Raw genomic sequence first — 19,685 nt, 5'->3', positions numbered from 1 at the left:
CATGGATCTGCTTGAACCCGCCCATCCGCCGAGCCGCAAAGCCCCTCTGGTCTGGGCGATCGGCGCGGCGATTCCGTGGCTGGGCCTGGCGTTCGCCCAGCTGGTGTGGCTGATCGTCGATTTCCGGGTGTGGTGGCTGCACGCGTTGGCGGCCGTGCTCACGGCGGTGGGCATCGTGGTGTTCGTCATCGTGGTGCCGCTGTGGCGGTATCGGGTGCACCGCTGGGACATCGATAGCCGAGCGGTGTACACCCGGTCGGGTTGGCTGGTGCAGGAGCGCCGGATCGCGCCGATATCGCGGGTGCAGACCGTCGACACCGAACGCGGGCCACTGGACCGGCTGTTCGGCCTGTCCACTGTCACGGTGACGACGGCGTCGTCGGCGGGTGCGGTGCGCATCGTGGCGCTGGACGCCGAGGTGGCCGACCTGATCGTCGCCCAACTCACCGACGTCGCGGCGCTCGGCGCGGAGGACGCTACATGAGCGCGCCGCCCGCCGCCCGCAACGAGGTGTGGCACCGGCTCAGCCCGCGCATGCTGCTGGTGCATCCGGTGCACGAGGTGATGCGCCAGATCCCGGTGATCGTCGGGTCGCTGGTGCTCGGCTCGGCGACCGGTAACCCGACCGTGGTGGTGATGGTCGTCGCGGCGACGGTCGCGTTCGGCGTGGCGCGGTGGTTCACCACGACCTACCGGATCGGGCCCAGCGATGTACAACTGCGCACCGGCGTACTGCAACGCAAGGTCCTGGCGGTGCCGCGCAACCGAATTCGGTCGGTGTCCACTGAGGCCCGGCTGCTGCACCGGCTGCTGGGGTTGACGGTGCTGCGGGTGAGCACCGGACAGGAGGCCAGGGGTGACACGGTGTTCGCGCTCGACGCCGTCGAAGCCGAGGAGGTGCCGCGGCTACGCGCTGTCCTGCTGGCCGAGTCGTTGGCTGTCGCCGACGAGGAACAGGGGCCCGCGGGCCGGGTGCTGGCGCGGTGGGACCCGTCCTGGTTGCGCTACAGCCCGCTGAGTTTCACCGGCCTGGCGATGATCGCCGCGGCCGCCGGCCTGATCTATCAGATGGGAGCCGGTGCGGCGCTGCAGGATTCGGAGGCCGCCCGCTCCGGCCTGGACACTGTCGCGCAGTGGGGTGTGGTGGCCACGGTCGCGGTGACGGTCGTCGTCGTGCTGATCGCGTCGGTTGTGCTGTCGGTGCTGCAGTCGCTGCTGAGCTACGCGAACCTGGTTCTGCGGCGCGACGCCGAAGTGCTGCACTTGCGGCTGGGCCTGGTGCGGGTGCGCGAGCACACCTTCGACATGCGGCGGCTGCGCGGAGGCACGCTGCGGGAGCCGTTGTTGGTGCGGTTGTTCGGTGGTGCGCGGCTGGATGCGGTGATGACCGGTGTCGGCGGTGAGGGGGAGGCGTCGTTGCTGCTGCCGCCGTGTCCCAGGCCGACGGCCGAAACGGTGCTGTCGGATTTGATCGAGCGCCCCGAGGTGGTGAGCGGTCCGCTGCGCGCGCACGGCCCGGCGGCCACGCGGCGGCGGTGGACGCGGGCGATGGTGGCCCCGGTGGTGCTCGCGGTCGTGCTGGCCGTCGCCGCGGCGCCGATATGGGCCTGGGTGTTGTGGGCGATGTTCGCGGTGTGCTGCGCGCTGCTGGCCCACGACCGGTCCCGGTCGCTGGGGCACCGGGTCGGGGACGGCTGGTTGGTCGCGCGCACCGGCAGCCTGCAGCGGCGCCGCGACTGCATCGAGGCGTCGGGCATCATCGGCTGGACCGTGCGCCAGACGCTGATGCAACGCCGCGCGGGGGTGGCCACGCTGATCGCGGCGACGGCGGCGGGCGTCAAGCACTATCAGGTGATCGACGTACCCGCGGAGTTGGCGTGGTCGATCGCCGCCCAGGCGTCGCCGTGGCTCGACGACACCGAGTGGGCTCGGGCGGGGTCCGAGTTGCGCTGAAACGATTGCCGTTTAATGTCGGGCAATGGCAATCGGTGGAGTGCTCTTCGACATCGATGGTGTCCTGGTGACTTCGTGGAAACCTATCGAAGGGGCGGCGGCGACGCTGCGCACGCTCAACGATCACCAGGTCGCGTGCTCGTATCTGACCAACACCACGACGCGCACCCGGGTGCAGATCGCTGAATTGCTCACCGAGGCGGGCATGGTGGTGCGTCCCGACGAGGTGATCACCGCGGCGGTGTTGACGGCCGAATACGTCCGCGACCGTTTTCCGGACGCTCGGTGCTTTCTGGTCAACAGTGGCCAGATCGCCGAGGATATGCCCGGCATCGACATCGTGTCCTCGAGCCAGTTCAGCGGACCCGAGACGCCCGACAGACCCGACGTCGTGCTGCTCGGCGGCGCGGGACCGGAGTTCGGCCATCTGACGCTGTCGTGGGTCTATGACTGGATGGCTCAGGGGGTGCCGGTGGTCGCCATGCACCGCAGCACCGCATGGACCACCACCGACGGGTTGCGGATCGACACCGGGATGTACCTGATCGGGATGGAGCAGACCTCCGGCCGCCAGGCGACGGCTGTCGGTAAGCCCGCGCCTGAGGGGTTCCTCGCTGCCGCTGGCCGTCTGGGTGTCGAACCCGACGAGATGTATATGGTCGGTGACGATCTCAACAACGACGTGCTGGCAGCGCAGGTGGTCGGGATGACAGGGGTGTTGGTGCGCACGGGCAAGTTTCGGCAGGACACGCTGGACCGTTGGGCCGCAGACGAGTTCGCGATGCAGCCCAACCACGTGATCGACTCGGTTGCCGATCTGCCGGAGCTTCTCGGGCTGGAGCGATGACCGTGTGGGAGCGGATGCAGCAGGCGTTGCTGCGGCGCGGCATCAACACTGTGTTCGAACTCATGTTGTGGATTGCGTTGTTGTACACCGTGATTGGTGTCGCGTATGCGATGTTGCACATCGAGCTGATCGGCCAACTCAAACATGCGCTCAGCGCCCAGTTCACCGTGTTCGCCAACATCGCGGCGCTGGTGGTCACCGTGGCGTTCTGGCCGGCCCTGCTGGCCAGCTCGCTGCTCTGCGGTGTGGCCGGCTGCGGGCTGCTCACCTAGTGTGATTTCGGCGCGCTTATGCACCCTCAGCGGGTTGTAAGCGCGCCGAAATCACGAATTCAGCGTGCGGACCGCTTCGATACGCGCCTGCAACTGCTCGGTGGTGGCCGCTGCCACCGGCGGGCCACCGCAGATCCGGCGCAGCTCGTTGTGGATCCAGCCGTGTGGCTTGCCGGTGCGGTGATGCGCGATCGACACCAGCGCGTTGAGTTCTCGGCGCAGCTCGCGCAGCTGCCCGTGGCGCGCGATGTGAGCCGCCCGCTGCACCTCGCCGCTTGCAGTGCGTTTGGTCAACTGCTCTTCTTGCCTGCGCCGCAGGAGGTCTCGCATCTGCTCGGCGTCGAGCAGCCCGGGGATACCCAGGAAGTCGGCTTCCTCGTCGCTGCCTGCGGGCGTCGCGGTGCCGAACGACGAGCCGTCGAAGATCACCTGATCCAGCTCGGCGTCGGCGCCCAGCGATTCGAAGCCGTTGTCGAGCTCGCTGGGCTCGGACTTGCGGGGCTCGACGTACTCGTCGTCACCGTCGGTTTCGCGGTGGGGCTTGCCGAGTACGTGGTTGCGCTCGGCCTCCATCTCACTGGCCAGCAACAGCAGGTTGGGTACCGAGGGCAAGAAGATGCTAGCGGTCTCCCCAGGTCTACGGGACCGCACGAAGCGGCCGATGGCCTGGGCGAAGAACAACGGCGTCGACGCGCTGGTGGCGTACACGCCGACGGCCAACCGCGGCACGTCGACCCCCTCGGACACCATCCGGACGGCGACCAGCCAGCGGCTGGTGCCCGCGGCGAACTCGCTGATCCGGTCCGACGAGCCGGGGTCGTCGGAGAGCACCACGGTCGGCGCCTCGCCGGTGATCTTGGTGAGCAGTTCGGCGTAGGCCCGCGCGGCGGTCTGGTCGGAGGCGATCACCATGCCGCCGGCGTCGGGCATGTGCTGGCGCTTCTGCTGCAGCCGTCTGTCGGCGGCGGCGATGACGGCCGGCATCCATTCGCCCGCCGGGTTCAGCGCGGTGCGCCAGGCGCGTGCGGTCTGTTCGGCGGTCAGCGGCTCACCGAGGCGCGCCGAGTGTTCTTCGCCCGCGCTGTCGCGCCAGCGCGCCTCACCGGAGTAGGCCAGGAAGACCACGGGCCGCACCACGCCATCGGCCAGCGCCTCGGCGTAGCCGTAGGTGTGGTCGGCCACCGAGCGCTGTACGCCATGCCCGTCGGGCTGGTAGGCGACGAACGGGATCGGGTTGTCGTCGCTGCGAAACGGCGTACCGGTCAGCGCCAGCCGGCGGGTGGCGTCGCTGAACGCCTCGCGCATGGCCTCGCCCCAACTCTTGGCGTCCCCGCCGTGGTGGATCTCGTCGAACACCACGAGCGTGCGATAGTTCTCGGTGCGCACCCGGTGGCGGGTCGGGTGGCTGGCCACCTGCGCGTAGGTGACGACGACCCCGTGGTACTCCGACGACGTCTGCGCCGACGAGTTGCTGAACTTCGGGTCCAGCGCAAGGCCGACCCTCGCGGCGGCCAGTGCCCACTGGATCTTGAGGTGATCGGTCGGCACGACAACGGTGATGCGCTCGACGGTGCCGTCGCCGAGCAGCTCACCGGCTACGCGCAGGGCAAACGCCGTCTTACCGGAACCCGGCGTCGCGACCGCCAGGAAATCGCGCGGCCGGGCGCCAAGATACCGCACCAAAGCCCGACGCTGCCAGCCTCGCAAAGCCTGGGTGTCGGGCGCTGAATTAGCCCGCACCCAAGACTCCTCACTGATCGGTAAGCAGCCTAACGCAACGGATTACGCGTTCGCATCTTTCCCGCGTCAAGTGTCGATAAAGAAATTGTCGTTGCGAATGAACCACTCGCGCCGCTCGTCTTCGGTCATGTCCCCGAGCTGCGCCATGCCCTCGAAATAGTGTTCACGCGGGGCGCCCGGAGCAAACAACATCAACAGCGATGCCGGCGCGTCGGCGTCGTTTCGGAAGCCGTGGATGCCGCCGGGCGGAACATAGAGAAAGTCGTTGCGGTGCCCGTCGGTCCAACCGGTGCCGTCGTAGAGCGTGACCGTACCGGACAGCACGAAGAACGCTTCGGACATCGCACGGTGAAAATGAGGTCCCGGGCCACCGGCTTTGGGCGCGATCTCGACGCGGTAGAGCCCGTAGTCGCCGTCGGTGGCCTGCTGATTGGCCAGATAGTGGTATTTCACCAGGCCGAACGAGTCGTAGTCCGCTGGATCGTCGCCGCGTTTGAGCCACGCGCTGACCTCCGGTTCGTCCTCGGTGTACCGGGGCGGAGGATAGGGCGGCACGACAAGTGACATCGGCGTCGAGCCTAGCCCTCGGCGACCTTGCACTCTCCCTGGTCGAGTGCTAAGAATGCAGTTGGCACTCGCGACCGGTGAGTGCTAGGTCGGGACGGTGAGGCAAGGGGCCGCACCCGCGGAGCACACCCAAGCCGTCCGTCGCGGGCACTGCACCCGGCCAACAGATGTGCCATCCCCAATCCGGAGGAAACACTTCGCAATGGCCAAGCAAATTGCGTATGACGAAGAGGCCCGCCGCGGCCTCGAGCGGGGCCTGAACGCCCTCGCCGACGCGGTAAAGGTGACGTTGGGGCCCAAGGGTCGCAACGTCGTTCTGGAGAAGAAGTGGGGTGCTCCCACGATCACCAACGATGGTGTGTCCATCGCCAAGGAGATCGAGCTGGAGGACCCGTACGAGAAGATCGGCGCCGAGCTGGTCAAGGAAGTCGCCAAGAAGACTGACGACGTCGCCGGTGACGGCACCACGACCGCCACCGTGCTGGCACAGGCGCTGGTCAAGGAAGGCCTGCGCAACGTCGCGGCCGGAGCTAACCCGCTCGGCCTCAAGCGCGGCATCGAGAAGGCCGTCGACAAGATCACCGAGACGCTGCTGAAGTCGGCCAAGGAGGTCGAGACCAAGGAGCAAATCGCTGCGACCGCCGCCATCTCGGCCGGCGACCTGCAGATCGGTGAACTGATCGCCGAGGCGATGGACAAGGTCGGCAACGAGGGTGTCATCACCGTCGAGGAGTCGCAGACCTTCGGGCTGCAGCTCGAGCTCACCGAGGGCATGCGCTTCGACAAGGGCTACATCTCGGGCTACTTCGTGACCGACGCCGAGCGTCAGGAAGCCGTCCTGGAGGATCCCTACATCCTGCTGGTCAGCTCCAAGATCTCGACCGTCAAGGATCTGCTGCCGCTGCTGGAGAAGATCATCCAGTCCGGTAAGCCGCTGCTGATCATCGCCGAGGACGTCGAGGGCGAGGCGCTGTCCACGCTGGTCGTCAACAAGATCCGCGGCACCTTCAAGTCCGTGGCCGTCAAGGCTCCGGGCTTCGGTGACCGCCGCAAGGCGATGCTGCAGGACATGGCGATCCTCACCGGTGGCCAGGTCATCAGCGAAGAGGTCGGCCTCTCGCTGGAGACCGCCGACGTGTCGCTGCTGGGCCAGGCTCGCAAGATCGTCGTCACCAAGGACGAGACCACGATCGTCGAGGGCGCAGGCGACAGCGAGGCCATCGCCGGTCGCGTTGCGCAGATCCGCAGCGAGATCGAGAACAGCGACTCCGACTACGACCGCGAGAAGCTGCAGGAGCGGCTGGCCAAGCTGGCCGGCGGCGTTGCGGTGATCAAGGCCGGTGCCGCCACCGAGGTGGAGCTCAAGGAGCGCAAGCACCGCATCGAGGACGCGGTGCGCAACGCCAAGGCTGCCGTGGAGGAGGGCATCGTCGCCGGTGGCGGTGTGTCCCTGCTGCAGGCCGCCCCGGTGCTCGAGGAGCTCAAGCTCGAGGGCGACGAGGCCACCGGCGCGAACATCGTGCGTGTCGCGCTGGAGGCTCCGCTGAAGCAGATCGCCGCGAACTCGGGCCTGGAGCCCGGCGTGGTCGCCGAGAAGGTGCGCAACCTCAAGGCTGGTGAAGGCCTCAACGCCGCCACCGGTGATTACGAGGACCTGCTCAAGGCGGGCGTGGCCGACCCGGTCAAGGTGACGCGTTCGGCGCTGCAGAACGCGGCGTCCATCGCGGCGCTGTTCCTGACCACCGAGGCCGTCGTCGCCGACAAGCCGGAGAAGGCAGCCGCACCCGCGGCCGACCCGACCGGCGGCATGGGCGGCATGGACTTCTAAGTCTGTCCAACGGAAAGGCCCGGTCCCTCTTGCGGGGCCGGGCTTTTTCGTGCGCGAACAGATCCGCCGAACGTGGGTTACCCGCACGCTTTTTCGCGCCAGCCGTGACACGAGGCCACACTCGGCGGGCCGCGCAGCGGGGTTACTTCTTCAGCGGCACGCAGTCGTGCAGGCAGTCCGGGCTCGTCGACGGCGATTGAGCCGTGGCTTTACGGTGCAGCACCGCGCGGGTCGGCGTGATCTGCAACGTGTCGTCAGCGGGTCGGCCGGTTCCGTCGACGATCAACGAGTAGCCGCCAGGTTCGCGCGGCGGCCAGAGCACCGTGACATCGCCGTGCGCGGTGACGTTGCGTTGTGTGGTCTTGCCGATGGATCCGACGTCGAGCGTGCCGTCGACGAGGACCGGGTCCACCGCGACGGTGTGCGCGCGGTAGTCGTCGCCGACGGTGATCAGGTAGGCGAAGTCGAAATCGGCCAGCGCGTCACCCAGCTTGTCGAGGTCGACTTTGACACTCATGACGTCGGCTCCGGTTGACGACCCCGGATCAACCGGCCGGGACGCGCCGCGGTGGGCACCCCGTGCTCGGCGATGACCTCACCGGACACAATGGTCGCGACATAACCGTCGGCGCGCTGGTCCAGGCGTCGACCACCCGCGGGCAGATCGTGGGCGACGACGGGCCGGTGCAGCTGCACCGCGTCGTGGTCGATGACGTTGAGATCGGCCTTGTAGCCCACCGCTATTCGGCCGCGGTCGGCCAGGCCGGCCACCCGCGCAGGCACCGACGTCAACTCGCGTACCGCTTCGGCCACCGACAGCCGGCCCGACGCGCGGTCGCGCGCCCAGTGCGCCAACATGTAGGTGGGAAAGCTTGCGTCACAGATCATTCCGTAGTGCGCACCGCCGTCACCGAGACCCAGCACGACGTCGTCGCGGCGGATCAACTCCGCCACCGTGTCGAGGCTGCCGTCGCGGAAGTTGGCCAGCGTGACGAGCAGCATCGCGTGCCCGTCGTCGTCGAGTAGCCGGTCGTAGGCCTCCTCGAGCGGGCTGACGCCGCGGACCCTGGCTCGGCTGGCGATGCTCTCCGAACGCGGAGGTTCGTAGTTCGGCGGGTCACCAAGGGGGAACATCCACTCGAACGCCTGCGCCGCGAACATCAGCGGGTGGCCGTCGGAAGCCGGGGTATCAGACAGGATCCGCTGGCGCACTTCGGGTTTGCGCATCTCGGCGACGCGTTCGGCCAGCGGCAGCGCCGCGATCTCGCGGTAGCTCGGGTACATGACGAACGGGTTGCCCGACAGCTCCAGCCCGAGCACCAGCCCGATCGGGCGGGGGAAGATCTGCGCGGTGATATCGCCGCCCGCTGAGTTGGCCTTCTCCACCATGGTCAGCGCGTCGACGAAGAACGGGTCGCCGGCGTTGCCGATGGCCAACGTGAACGTCACCGGAAGGCCGACGTCCTCGGCGACATCGAACACCGTCTGCAGCACGGGTTCGTAGTCGCCGGCGACCAGGTCGGGGACGAACTGGATCAGGCCGCCGCCGGCATCGTCGACGCCGCGTGCGATGGCCTCGATTTCGGCGCGGTCGGCGTCATAGCTGGGGATCGGCCGGCCGCTTTCGGTCTTGTGCAAAGTGAACCGCGACGACGCGAAGCCCAGCGCGCCGACCTGGACCGCTTCGGCGGCGAGCTTGCGCATCAGCGCGAGGTCCTCGGTCGTGGCCGGTTCGCGGTCGACGCCGCGCTGACCCATCACGTAGACGCGCAGCGGGGAGTGCGGCAGCAGCGCCGCCACGTCGATGTCGCGGTGTCGCGACTCCAGCGCGTCGAGGAACTCGGGGAACGTCTCCCAACTCCACGGCAACCCGTCCACCATCACCACACCGGGGATGTCCTCGACGCCGGCCATCACGTCGACCAGCACGTCGTGGTCTTCGGGGCGGCAGGGCGCGAACCCGACGCCGCAGTTGCCCATCACCGCCGTGGTCACCCCGTGCGCCGAGGAGGGGGTGAGCCGGTCCGACCAGATCGCCTGGCCGTCGTAGTGGGTGTGCAGGTCGACGAAGCCGGGCGTGACGAGCAGGCCGGTCGCGTCGATCTCGCGTGTTCCGGTGCCGTCCACCGCGCCGACGGCGGCGATCACGCCGTCCGAGATCGCCACGTCGCCGACGAAGGGGTCGCCGCCGAGGCCGTCGACGACGGTCCCGCCGCGGATCACGAGTTCATATGTCATACGTCGAATCTACGATGAGCCGGTGATCGATCACTTCGGAATCAACTGTGCGGACTGGGAGCGGTCGAAGGCCTTCTACGACAAGGTGCTCGGCGTGCTCGGCTACACCCGGCAGTTGGACTATCAGGTCGCCATCGGCTACGGCGCCGACGGCAAGCCGGATTTCTGGATCGCCGACATGACCAAGGGCGACGCGGCCGGACCCAACCGTGAGGTGCATTTCGCGTTTGAGGCCGTCGACACCGATGCGGTGCAGGCCTTCTACGCCGCCGCGCTCGAGGCCGGCGCCGAGTCCCTGCACGCGCCGCGGCTGTGGCCGGAGTATCACCCCGGCTACTACGGGGCGTTCGTCCGTGATCCGGACGGCAACAACATCGAGGCGGTTTTCCACGACTTTTCCGCTGGCGCGGCGTCGGCGGCGGACTGAGTAACGTCGGGGCATGGCTGACTCTGATGTTTCGGCGGTTCGCGAACTGCTGCGTGACATGTTCACCCGGCAGATCGAGCACGTCGAGGAGCTGACAGACGGACTGACCGATGAGGTTGCGTTCTACCGCCCGACCAACGAGGCCAACAGCATCTCCTGGCTCATCTGGCACAGCGCGCGCCAGCAGGATCTGCAGTTGTGCGCCCTCGCCGATACCGAGCAGGTGTGGTTCCGCGACGGCTGGGTCGACCGGTTCAACCTCGACCTGCCGCGTGGCGCGATGGGGTACGGCGACGGGCCGGCGGAGGTCGCCAAGGTGCGCGCGTCGGCCGATCTACTCGCCGGCTACTACCGCGCCGTGCACAAGATGACGTTGGAGTACATCGCGTCGGTGACCCCCGATGAGTTGCGCCGCGTCGTCGACGAGAACTGGGATCCGCCCGTCACCGCGGGCGTGCGCCTGGTGAGCATCGTCGACGATGCCGCCCAGCACCTCGGCGCGGCCGCCTACCTGCGCGGAATTGCGTGATCAAGTGGTGGCCGGCGGTCGGGTTGACCGCGATGGTTCTGCTCGGCTGGGTCGTGGGCAAATCATCCACCGGCATTGACGACTGGTTTCACCAGTACAGCAATAGCCCGACGCGTGATCTGCGAGGGTTCACCGATCCGCTGGCGCTGGTCGTCATCGTGGCTGCCACGGTCGCCTTTGCGATGTATCGGCGACGGTGGCTGCTGGCCGCCATCGCCGCGGTGCTGCCGTATAGCGCGTATCTGCTGGTGCAGGTGATCAAGCCCGTTTTCGGCCGGGAGAAGGGCGGCGGCCTGGCTTATCCGAGTGGGCACATCACGACGACGACCGTGGTGTTGGGGCTGTTCGTGCTGGTCACCGGCTGTGCACTGTGGGCGCTGGTGTTTGCGACGGTGTATATCGGGTTGGCGGTTATCGGGGTCGGCACAACGTTTCACTACTTCACCGACACGGTCGGCGGGATGCTGTTGGGCACGTCGCTGGTCGGCATCGCGGCGCTTCTCGCGGCACCGAACTTGACGCGTGTCAACACGCGTGCGGTCTGGGTCACACGAGGTGGTTAGCATGGGGTTATGACTGCGACACCCGACGTTGAGCGGCCCGATACCAGCACCATCCACAACCCCGCGACGGGCGCGGTCGCCGGAACCGTGCGATGGACCGATCCCGCCGATGTGCCGCGGGTCGCGGCCCGGCTGCGCGACGCGCAGAAACAGTGGGAAGCGCGCGGGCCCAAGGGGCGTGCCAAGGTATTGGCCCGGTATGCGGTGTGGATGGGTGAGCACCGCGACGAGATCGAGGCGATGCTGATCAAGGAGACCGGCAAGTCGGCGGCCGACGCCGCCCAAGAGGTGCCGCTGCTGGTCATGATCGCGTCGTACTACATCAAGACGATGGAGAAAGCGCTGGCGCCGGAGACCAGGCCGGCGGCCCTGCCGTTCCTGGCGATCAAGAAGGTCGAGGTGCACTACCGGCCGCGTCCGGTGGTCGGCATCGTTGCCCCGTGGAACTATCCGGTGGCCAACCTGTTGATGGACGGCCTGGCGGCGTTGGCGGCCGGGTGCGCGGTGATGCTCAAACCGTCGGAGCGCACGCCGCTGACCGCCGAGCTGCTGCTGCGCGGCTGGCTGGACTCGGGGGCACCTGAGGTGATGGCGATCGTGCAGGGCGCGCGTGAGGCGGTCGAGGCCGTCGTCGACAACTCCGACTACGTACAGTTCACCGGTTCGAGCGCGACGGGCGCCAAGGTGATGGAGCGGGCGGCGCGTCGGCTCACCCCGGTCAGCCTGGAACTGGGCGGCAAGGACCCGATGATCGTGCTGGAGGACGCCGACGTCGAGCTGGCGGCCAACGCGGCTGTGTGGGGCGCGATGTTCAACGCCGGTCAGACGTGTGTGTCGGTCGAGCGGGTGTACGCGCTGGCACCCGTCTATGACCAGTTCGTCTCCGCGGTGGTGCGCGCGGTGGAGAACCTCAAGATGGGTGCGGGCGAAGGCTACGACTTCGGCTCGCTGATCGACGAGAGCCAGATCGAGGTGACCGAACGGCATGTGCGCGAGGCCGTGGCGGCCGGAGCGAAGGTGCTCACCGGCGGCAAGCGCCTCGACGGACCGGGCAGCTTCTATCAGCCGACGGTGCTCGTCGACGTCGACCATTCGATGGCGTGCATGACCGAGGAGACCTTCGGCCCGACGCTGCCGATCATGAAGGTCGACAGCGTCTCCGAAGCGATCCGGCTGGCCAATGACAGCCCGTACGGCTTGTCGGCATCGGTGTTCTCCAAGGACATCGAGCGCGCCAAAGCGATTGCGGTGCAGTTGGATTGCGGCGCGGTCAACATCAACGACGTGATCTCCAACCTGATGTGTACGACGGCGCCGATGGGCGGCTGGAAGGCATCGGGAATCGGGGCGCGGTTCGGCGGCGCGGAGGGATTGCGCAAGTTCTGCCGCCAGGAGGCGGTGGTGGCGCCGCGCACCAACGTCGGCGCGGGCGGCACGTACTACAACAACTCGCTCAAGGCGCTCAAGCGGTTGAACACGCTGATGATGAAGCTGGCGTTGGCACGGCCGCGCCGCGTCGCGAAGTAGCTCGGGGATCGCCGAAACCTTACCGAGGGTCGTTTGCCCGTCGGCGCAGAAATTCTCCGCCGGAAGGGCTTGAGTAAGTTCGACTACGGCAACGAGGTAAGGAGGGCACGCGTGCGGCTGGTGACGACCATGGTCTTGTGGCTCGTCACCACGATCCTTCTTGCCGTGGCCGTCCCGGCGATGTGGGCACAGCGCAACGTCGTCAGCGAGGACGGTTATGCCGCGCTCGCGGCCTCAGCGGCCAAAGACCCGCAGTTGCAGAGTGCGATGGCCGCCGAGCTGACACGACAGATCCTCTCTTTCGCGTCCGACAACGGCTACACACTCAACCGCGATCTGGTCCGCGGCGGAACCGTCGCCTACACCAGCAGCGCCGGCTTTCCCGGGCAGTTCGGCCAGGCCAACCGCATTGCGCACCGCTGGCTGTTCACCGATTCCGTGCAGCGCGAAGAAGGCTCCAACCGCTGGCTGATCGATATCGCCCCGATGCTCAACGACCCCTCGATCAAGCAGTTGCTCGGGGACATCGACCTCGACGTGCCCCAGACCCTGACCGTCCCGATCACGGTGCCAGAAACCACGGGGCTACATCCGGGGAAGCTGCGGCTGGTGTCGATGTGGGGACCGTGGGTCAGCGTCGGCGCGACGATCCTGACCGGCGTCTTCGCCCTGTTGACCCTGGCCGCGTCCCGATCACGCGGTAAAACGTTTGCCGCGCTGGGCGTTTCGGCGCTACTGGTCGGCGCCGCCGGGTGGGCGGGGTTGGAGGTGGCGCGCAGCCACGTCGACGACGCGCTCAACCAAACCACCGGCGACATCCGCCTGATCGCCGAGGTACTGGTCGGCCGCGCCGAAGACAGCCTGCACCACTGGCTGAACCTGACGCTGGCCGCCGGCGCAGCGCTGGTGGTGTTCGGGGTGCTGGTGTCGATGCTGGGTGGATTGCGCCGACGCGACGGTTAGCCCATCTTTGTATTGATACCGTCGACGCATGCCGTTCGTCTCGGACATCGTCGGCCCCCAGCAGCCCGTGCAAGCGTCGCCGCCGCTGGCCGCCGGGGCGCTGCGCCGCACGAGCACCATCGACACGCATCCGACCGATGACGGGGGTTCCGACGTCCACCTGCGCGCCAGCGACGTGGTGGGAGGCGGAGCCGACACACTCGACCGGGTCGCGATACATGCGCGCCTGCACAACCGCATCATCGCCGACCTTTCCGCCGTTCCGTACGACGACCGGCTGAGCCGGCTGGTAGGCCACCGCGTCGGCCCCGGCTTCCGCTCGACGGTGACTGAACTGCTGCCCGAGGATGTCGAGCGGGCCAGCCTTCTGAATCTGCTGCTCGACGACTGGGTGGGCGCGGCCCTGGTGTCCGGTTATGCGCTGCAACACACGGCTATCGAGCTCGGTGCCGAGCGCGAACTGCCGGCTGGCACCGTGGATCGGATGACGGGCATCTGCGCGGGTTTCGCGCCGGATGCGTCGCTGGTGTCGTACGCGCGACGCAACGACATCATCCCGACCGCGCGCGGCCCGGTTGCGCCGGTTCTTGACTCTGCGCATGCTGTCGAACCGTTGCGCCCCAACGGGATGCGTCGCTACCGGCGACTGGACCTGCATCCGGCGGATGCCGGATCAGCGGAGTTCGATGCCCACTTCCGTGACTCGCATGTCGACAGCGACGGGCTCGAGACGATCGTGCACGAGTACACCGTCACCGGCGTTGTGGATACGTCGACGCGGACCATCGCCTCGGTGCGGGCGGAGGTGCGGGTGTTGCCGTGGCAGGAATGTCCCGGCGCCATCGGAAGCGCCCAACGTGTCCAGGGGATTTCGCTGATGGAGTTGCGGGACCGTATCCGCCGCGAGTTCGTCGGCACGACCACATGCACGCACCTCAACGACACGTTGCGTGCGATCGGGGATCTCCACGCGCTCTTCGAGCTGCGTACGAGCCGCTAGGGTTCGATGATGTGTGACGGGTCTGGCCGCTTCTCGGGCGGCGCCTGACTGTAGTCGCCCCAGGGACCGTCGCGCTGTTCGACGGCGGCCCGAACGCCTTGGGATGCAGCGGTGTCGACGAAGCCGAGAGCATCGGGGGTGTTGCGCATCAGCCCGTCGAGGATGCCGCCGAGGGTCTGGGTGGAGGCCAGGCCCATGTTCTCGTAGGCCTGGTTGACGATCAGTTTCTGGGCCTGAAGCTGAGACAGCGGGATGTTGGCGAGCTTGGCTGCGATCTCGCGCACGCGGGCTTCGAGCTTCTCGAACGGCACCGACTCGTTGATGAGTTCGACTGCGGCAGCTTCCTTTCCGGTCAGCGGCTCACCGGTTAGGGAATGCCATTTGACCTTCGACAAGCTCAGCCGGTAGAGCCACATGCCGGTCAGGTAGGCACCCCACATGCGCGCGTATGGCGTGCCGATGACGGCGTCGTCGCTGGCGATGACGATGTCGGCGCACAGCGCGTAGTCGCTGGCACCGCCGACGCACCAACCATGCACCTGCGCGATGACGGGTTTGGACGCGCGCCAGATCGCCATAAACTTCTGATGCGGACTGGTTTCGCGGGCGCTGACCATCGCGAAATCCTTGCCGGGGTCCCAGCGACCGTCGGTGTTCATCGCCTCACCCCAGTGCTGGAAGCCGCCGCCGAAGTTGTAGCCGCCGGAGAAGGCGCGGCCCGCACCGCGCAACACGATCACAGCGACCGCGGGATCGCGTTCGGCCAGGCCGATGGCCTGCTCGATCTCGTCGGGCATCGGCGGAACGATGGTGTTGAGCTGATCTGGCCGATTCAGCGTGATGGTGGCGATCGGGGGTTCGCTGCGGTACAGAAGCGTCTCGAACTGCGGTGTCGACATGCCTGCAGTCTGGCGCGAGTGTCGGGTTGACGCACGCTTTCTGCGCTCAGACGTAGGTGAACCCGACAGTCGGCAAGGGGTGTAAAGTTCAGCCTCGCCCGACGGAGAGGTGGCAAATGAACCGCTACATCGCATGGTCAGTGCCCGTGGCAGCCGTGAGCCTGATCTTGGTCGGATGCTCCGGTGACAACTCCACCAGCACCGACGCCCCCACGACCGCCGAAGCGACCACAACCTCGGCGGCCGCAGCGGTTCCCGCCGAAGTCTTGGACAAGGCGGCCGCCGACTACAAGGCCTATGTCTCGAGCAACATCGACGAACTCGAGCGCGTCGTAAAGGTTTTCACCGATGCGGTGCGCGCAGGCGACCTGCAGGCGGCGCAGGACGCCTACGCGCCGTCGCGGGTGCCGTGGGAGCGCATCGAGCCGATCGCGGGCCTGGTCGAAGACATCGACCGCAAGATCGACGCCCGCGTCGACGACTTCGCAGGTGTCGACGATCCCGAGTTCACCGGCTGGCACCGGCTGGAGTACATCCTGTTCGAGCAGAACACCACCGAGGGCGCCGCCCCGTTCGCCGACCAGCTCGACTCAGACGTCGCGGCGCTCAAGGAGCAATTCCCCTCGGTCGAGGTGAAACCCGTCGACGTGGCCAACGGAGCCGCGGAGCTGATCGAAGAGGTGTCCGAAGGCAAGATCACTGGCGAGGAGGACCGCTACTCCAAGACCGACCTGTGGGACTTCGACGCCAACCTCCAAGGTGCCCGCGACGCGGTCGGCAAGTTGAATCCCGCGCTGGTTGAGGCTGATCCGGCGCTACTCGGCAAGATCGACGCGGGCATCAACTCGGTGTTCGACACCATGCGACCCCTGCGTCGCGGCGACGGCTGGGTGTTGTTCTGCACCGAGAACGATCCCTACCCGTCCCCGCGCTGCACCGGGGTGACCGTCGACCCGCCGACCATCGACAAGCTCAAGGCCGAGCTCGCCGGGCTCTCCGAGAACATGTCTCAAGTCGCGGGAGTACTGAAGCTGAAGTGAGCCCAGGGCCGCGCCGGCCAGGCATCTCGCGCCGGGCCTTCGTGACCGGGGCGCTTGGCACCGGCGCGGTCGTCGGCGCCGGCGCCGGGCTGGTCGGCTGCGCACGCGACGCCGGCCCCGCTGCCGCGCCGCAGCCGACGTTCGTGCCGTTCGAGGGCCCACACCAAACCGGCATCACCGCGCTGCCGGTGCCCGAGCAGGGGCTGGTGGCGTCGTTCAACGTGCTGTCCAAGGACCGTGCCGCGCTGGCGGACACGCTGGCCACGCTCACCGACGAGATCCGCGGCCTGATGGCGGGCAAACCGCCGGAGGTGCGCGACCCGGAATATCCGCCGGTGGACTCCGGCATCCTCGGGGACAAGCCGCCCGCCGACAACCTGTCCATCGTCGTCGGGGTGGGGGCGTCGCTGTTCGACGACCGGTTCGGGCTGGCCGACCGCAAGCCCAAAGAACTGGTCACCATGCCGTTTCTGGCCAACGACCGGCTGGACCCGACGCTGTCGCACGGCGATCTGTCGATCATCTTCGAGGCCGGCCACAACGACACCGTGCAGTTCGCGCTGCGTCAGTTGATGCGCCGCACCCGAAGCGATCTGGTGCTGCGCTGGATGGTCGACGGCTACGCCCGCGGCATCGGCGCGGGCCGGGCCTCGGAGGCGACGACGCCGCGAAACCTGTTGGGATTCAAGGACGGAACTTCCAACCTGGATGTGAACGACGCCGCTGTGATGGACCGGCACGTGTGGGTGGGGCCCGACGACGGCGAGCCGGCGTGGGCGGTCGGCGGGTCGTATCAGGCGGTGCGCATCATTCGGATGTTCGTCGAGTTCTGGGACCGCACCCAGCTGGTCGAGCAGGAGGCGATCTTCGGGCGCAGCAAGGTCAGTGGCGCGCCGCTGGGCATGTCCGACGAGTTCGCCGATCCCGACTACCCTTCGGACCCCGACGGCGAGCGGATCCCGCTCGATGCGCACATCCGGTTGGCCAACCCGCGCACCACGCAGACGGACGAAAACCTGATCCTGCGCCGCGGATTCAACTACTCCCGCGGTTTCGACGGTGCCGGCCGGCTCGACCAGGGGCTGGCGTTCATCGCCTACCAGCGCAGCCTGCAGCAGGGGTTCCTGACCGTGCAGAGCCGGCTGAAGGGCGAACCGCTCGAGGAGTACATCCTGCCGGTCGGCGGCGGCTTCTACTTCGTCCTGCCCGGCGTCAGCGGCCCCGACCGGTTCCTCGGCGACCAGCTGGTCAGCTGAGCACCGACCACAGAAACTCATAGATCAAGGCCGAACGGAACGCGATCTGGGCGTTGTCCGCAGCACCCGCATGCCCGCCCTCGATGTTTTCGTAGTAGTGCACCGGATGGCCGGCCGCCTCCAGCGCCGCAGTCATCTTGCGGGCATGTCCTGGATGCACCCGGTCGTCGCGGGTCGATGTGGTGATCAACACCGGCGGATAACGCCGGCCCGCCGAAATATTCTGGTACGGCGAGTATTTGGATATGAACGCCCAGTCCTCCGGATCGTCGGGATCACCGTACTCGGCCACCCACGACGCACCGGCCAGCAGCAGATGGAAGCGGCGCATGTCCAGCAGCGGGACGCTGCACACCAGCGCGCCGAACAGCTCTGGGTACTGCGTCAACATCACCCCCATCAGTAGTCCACCGTTGCTGCCGCCCTGAGCGCCCAACTGGTCGACGGTGGTGATACCGCGCTCCACCAGATCCCGTGCCACAGCGGCGAAATCCTCGTACACCAGGTGCCTGTTCTCGCGCATCGCCTGGGTGTGCCAGCGCGGACCGTACTCCCCGCCACCGCGGATGTTGGCCAGCACATAGGTGCCGCCGCGGGCGAACCACAGCCGACCGAGTACCCCGCTGTAGCTCGGTGTGTTGGCGACCTCGAACCCGCCGTATCCGCCGAGCAGCGTCGGGCCCGACGCTTCGATGTGACGGTGGCCCACAACGAAATACGGGATCGCGGTACCGTCGTCAGACTGCGCGAAGTGCTGGGTGACCACGAGATCGGCCGCGTCGAAGAACGACGGGGCCCGCTTGATCTCGGTCAACTGGTCGCCGGCAGATCCGTGCAGCAGGCGTGATGGGGTATCGAATCCGCTTGAGTCCAGGAAGATCTCGTCGCCGACATCGTCGGCTGTGACGATCACCGTGTTGGTATTGGCGGGCAGGCCCGGCACCGGCTCGGCCTGCCACGTTCCCGGTGTCACGACCTCCACGCGGCTGGCGACGTCAGCCAAAGTCACCATGACCAGCTTGTCGCGCGTCCATGCGTACTGGTTCAGGCAGGTGTGCTCGTCGGGGGCGAACACGACCGTCAGTTCCGCAGTGCCCGCGAGGAACTCGTCGTAATCGGCGGCCAGCAGCGACCCGGCCGCATACTGCGCCGTGCCGGTGTACCAATCGGTGCGCAGCTCGATCAGTAGCCAGTTGCGGTGCGCCGAAACGGTCGCATCGGTAGGCGCGTCGATCCGAATCAGTTCCGCACCGCGCAGTTCGTAAACCTCGTCGTTGAAGAAGTCGATCGCCCTGCTGATCATGGTGCGCTCGAAGCCCGGCGTGCGGTCCACGGCCGCCGCGACGATGACGTCATCCCGGGCCCCGCTGAACACCGTCTCGGCCTCGGTGAGCGGCTGTCCCCGGCGCCAGCGCTTGACCTGGCGCGGATAGCCCGACTCGGTCAGCGAGCCCTCGCCGAAGTCGGTGCCGACCAGGACGGTGTCCTCGTCAGCCCAGGTGATCTGGGTCTTGGCCTCGGGCAGCTCGAACCCGCCGGTAACGAATTTCCGTGTCGTCATGTCGAATTCGCGCACCACCGCGGCGTCGGAGCCGCCGCGTGACAGCTCGACGAGCGCCAGCCTGTAATCGGGTTCGATCACGTCGGCGCCGGCCCACACCCAGTTCTCTTTGTCGACACGCGCAAGCTCATCAATGTCGATGAGCACGTCCCATTCGGGCTCCTCGCTGCGGTAGCTGGCCAGCGTCGTGCGCCGCCACAGCCCACGCGGGTTGGCCGCGTCGCGCCAGAAGTTGTAGAGGTGTTCGCCGCGCCGACGCACATAGGGGATGCGGGCGTCGGTGTCGAGCACCTCCAGCGCATCGACGCGCATCTGCTCGAAACGTTCGCCGCCGAACTCGGCGAGCGTCGGCTCGTTGCGCTTGCGCACCCAGTCCAGCGCGTCGTCGCCGGTGATGTCTTCCAGCCACAGGTACGGGTCATCGGTCACAGAGCCAGTCACAGATCCATTGTGGCCGCTCGGCGTAGTGTGAGGT

General features: G+C 67.5%; 19 protein-coding genes. 13 read left to right on the top strand and 6 right to left on the bottom strand.

Annotated elements, in window-relative coordinates; all coding sequences use genetic code 11:
- Position 1: 1 nt before the first annotated feature.
- The 4 genes from ABQF13_RS08815 to ABQF13_RS08800 are packed head-to-tail and all read left to right on the top strand — an operon-like array spanning position 2 to position 3,072.
- Complete coding sequence (locus ABQF13_RS08815; protein WP_448392343.1) at positions 2-484, top strand: PH domain-containing protein; 483 nt, start codon at positions 2-4, stop codon at positions 482-484.
- Positions 481-1,953 (top strand): PH domain-containing protein, encoded by a 1,473-nt coding sequence (locus ABQF13_RS08810; RefSeq protein WP_448392342.1) that lies wholly within the window; start codon positions 481-483, stop codon positions 1,951-1,953. Before ABQF13_RS08815 ends, ABQF13_RS08810 begins: the two co-directional genes overlap by 4 nt.
- A 25-nt stretch (positions 1,954-1,978) precedes the next feature.
- A complete protein-coding gene (locus tag ABQF13_RS08805; protein ID WP_448392341.1) occupies positions 1,979-2,800 on the top strand; it encodes an HAD-IIA family hydrolase in 822 nt (273 codons plus the stop codon).
- Entirely contained in the window at positions 2,797-3,072 is a 276-nt protein-coding gene (locus tag ABQF13_RS08800; RefSeq protein WP_448392340.1) for an addiction module protein, read from the top strand. The genes ABQF13_RS08805 and ABQF13_RS08800 overlap by 4 nt, the downstream gene beginning before the upstream one ends.
- A 51-nt stretch (positions 3,073-3,123) precedes the next feature.
- On the opposite strand, the gene ABQF13_RS08795 is transcribed toward ABQF13_RS08800, so the two are convergent.
- Positions 3,124-4,812: a DEAD/DEAH box helicase gene (locus tag ABQF13_RS08795; RefSeq protein ID WP_448392339.1), complete on the bottom strand. Its 1,689-nt coding sequence runs from the start codon at positions 4,810-4,812 to the stop codon at positions 3,124-3,126.
- A gap of 66 nt (positions 4,813-4,878) precedes the next feature.
- Entirely contained in the window at positions 4,879-5,379 is a 501-nt protein-coding gene (locus ABQF13_RS08790) for a cupin domain-containing protein (protein WP_448392338.1), read from the bottom strand.
- A 202-nt stretch (positions 5,380-5,581) separates the two neighbouring features.
- Here ABQF13_RS08790 and groL point away from each other — a divergent pair, with 202 nt between their 5' ends.
- The gene (gene groL / locus ABQF13_RS08785) at positions 5,582-7,207 is read left to right on the top strand and encodes a chaperonin GroEL (RefSeq protein WP_448392337.1); all 1,626 of its coding nucleotides are present in this window, start codon (positions 5,582-5,584) and stop codon (positions 7,205-7,207) included.
- A 142-nt stretch (positions 7,208-7,349) separates the two neighbouring features.
- Here groL and ABQF13_RS08780 read toward each other — a convergent pair whose 3' ends face one another.
- On the bottom strand, positions 7,350-7,724 hold the full coding sequence (locus ABQF13_RS08780; RefSeq protein ID WP_220691247.1) for a pyridoxamine 5'-phosphate oxidase family protein: 375 nt from the start codon (positions 7,722-7,724) through the stop codon (positions 7,350-7,352).
- Entirely contained in the window at positions 7,721-9,445 is a 1,725-nt protein-coding gene (locus ABQF13_RS08775; RefSeq protein WP_448392336.1) for an N-acyl-D-amino-acid deacylase family protein, read from the bottom strand. The genes ABQF13_RS08780 and ABQF13_RS08775 overlap by 4 nt, the downstream gene beginning before the upstream one ends.
- A 22-nt stretch (positions 9,446-9,467) precedes the next feature.
- Between ABQF13_RS08775 and ABQF13_RS08770 the strand changes: the two genes are divergently transcribed.
- The 6 genes from ABQF13_RS08770 (at position 9,468) to ABQF13_RS08745 (ending at position 14,454) form a co-directional block, all read left to right on the top strand.
- Positions 9,468-9,872: a VOC family protein gene (locus ABQF13_RS08770; RefSeq protein WP_448392335.1), complete on the top strand. Its 405-nt coding sequence runs from the start codon at positions 9,468-9,470 to the stop codon at positions 9,870-9,872.
- Between the two features lie 13 nt (positions 9,873-9,885).
- Positions 9,886-10,401 (top strand): mycothiol transferase, encoded by a 516-nt coding sequence (locus ABQF13_RS08765; protein WP_448392334.1) that lies wholly within the window; start codon positions 9,886-9,888, stop codon positions 10,399-10,401.
- Positions 10,398-10,964 carry a phosphatase PAP2 family protein gene (locus ABQF13_RS08760; protein WP_448392333.1) on the top strand — a complete coding sequence of 189 codons (567 nt, stop codon included), beginning with the start codon at positions 10,398-10,400 and terminating at the stop codon, positions 10,962-10,964. Before ABQF13_RS08765 ends, ABQF13_RS08760 begins: the two co-directional genes overlap by 4 nt.
- Positions 10,965-10,973: 9 nt before the next feature.
- Positions 10,974-12,491 (top strand): aldehyde dehydrogenase family protein, encoded by a 1,518-nt coding sequence (locus ABQF13_RS08755; protein ID WP_448392332.1) that lies wholly within the window; start codon positions 10,974-10,976, stop codon positions 12,489-12,491.
- 111 nt (positions 12,492-12,602) lie between these two features.
- The gene (locus tag ABQF13_RS08750) at positions 12,603-13,454 is read left to right on the top strand and encodes a hypothetical protein (RefSeq protein ID WP_448392331.1); all 852 of its coding nucleotides are present in this window, start codon (positions 12,603-12,605) and stop codon (positions 13,452-13,454) included.
- A gap of 28 nt (positions 13,455-13,482) precedes the next feature.
- A complete protein-coding gene (locus ABQF13_RS08745; RefSeq protein WP_448392330.1) occupies positions 13,483-14,454 on the top strand; it encodes a DUF2889 domain-containing protein in 972 nt (323 codons plus the stop codon).
- Here ABQF13_RS08745 and ABQF13_RS08740 read toward each other — a convergent pair.
- On the bottom strand, positions 14,451-15,353 hold the full coding sequence (locus tag ABQF13_RS08740; protein ID WP_448392329.1) for a crotonase/enoyl-CoA hydratase family protein: 903 nt from the start codon (positions 15,351-15,353) through the stop codon (positions 14,451-14,453). The genes ABQF13_RS08745 and ABQF13_RS08740 overlap by 4 nt on opposite strands.
- A gap of 116 nt (positions 15,354-15,469) precedes the next feature.
- Here ABQF13_RS08740 and efeO point away from each other — a divergent pair, with 116 nt between their 5' ends.
- Entirely contained in the window at positions 15,470-16,393 is a 924-nt protein-coding gene (gene efeO, locus ABQF13_RS08735) for an iron uptake system protein EfeO (protein WP_448392328.1), read from the top strand.
- Positions 16,390-17,649, top strand: coding sequence for a Dyp-type peroxidase (locus tag ABQF13_RS08730; protein WP_448392327.1), 1,260 nt, complete (start codon positions 16,390-16,392; stop codon positions 17,647-17,649). The genes efeO and ABQF13_RS08730 overlap by 4 nt, the downstream gene beginning before the upstream one ends.
- On the opposite strand, the gene ABQF13_RS08725 is transcribed toward ABQF13_RS08730, so the two are convergent.
- Positions 17,642-19,651 (bottom strand): prolyl oligopeptidase family serine peptidase, encoded by a 2,010-nt coding sequence (locus tag ABQF13_RS08725; protein ID WP_448392326.1) that lies wholly within the window; start codon positions 19,649-19,651, stop codon positions 17,642-17,644. The genes ABQF13_RS08730 and ABQF13_RS08725 overlap by 8 nt on opposite strands.
- Between the last annotated feature and the right edge of the window lie 34 nt (positions 19,652-19,685).

This window comes from Mycolicibacterium sp. XJ879, assembly GCF_053483935.1.
Note: the sequence above shows the minus strand (reverse complement) of the source record. Positions and strands in the feature narration are given on the sequence as shown.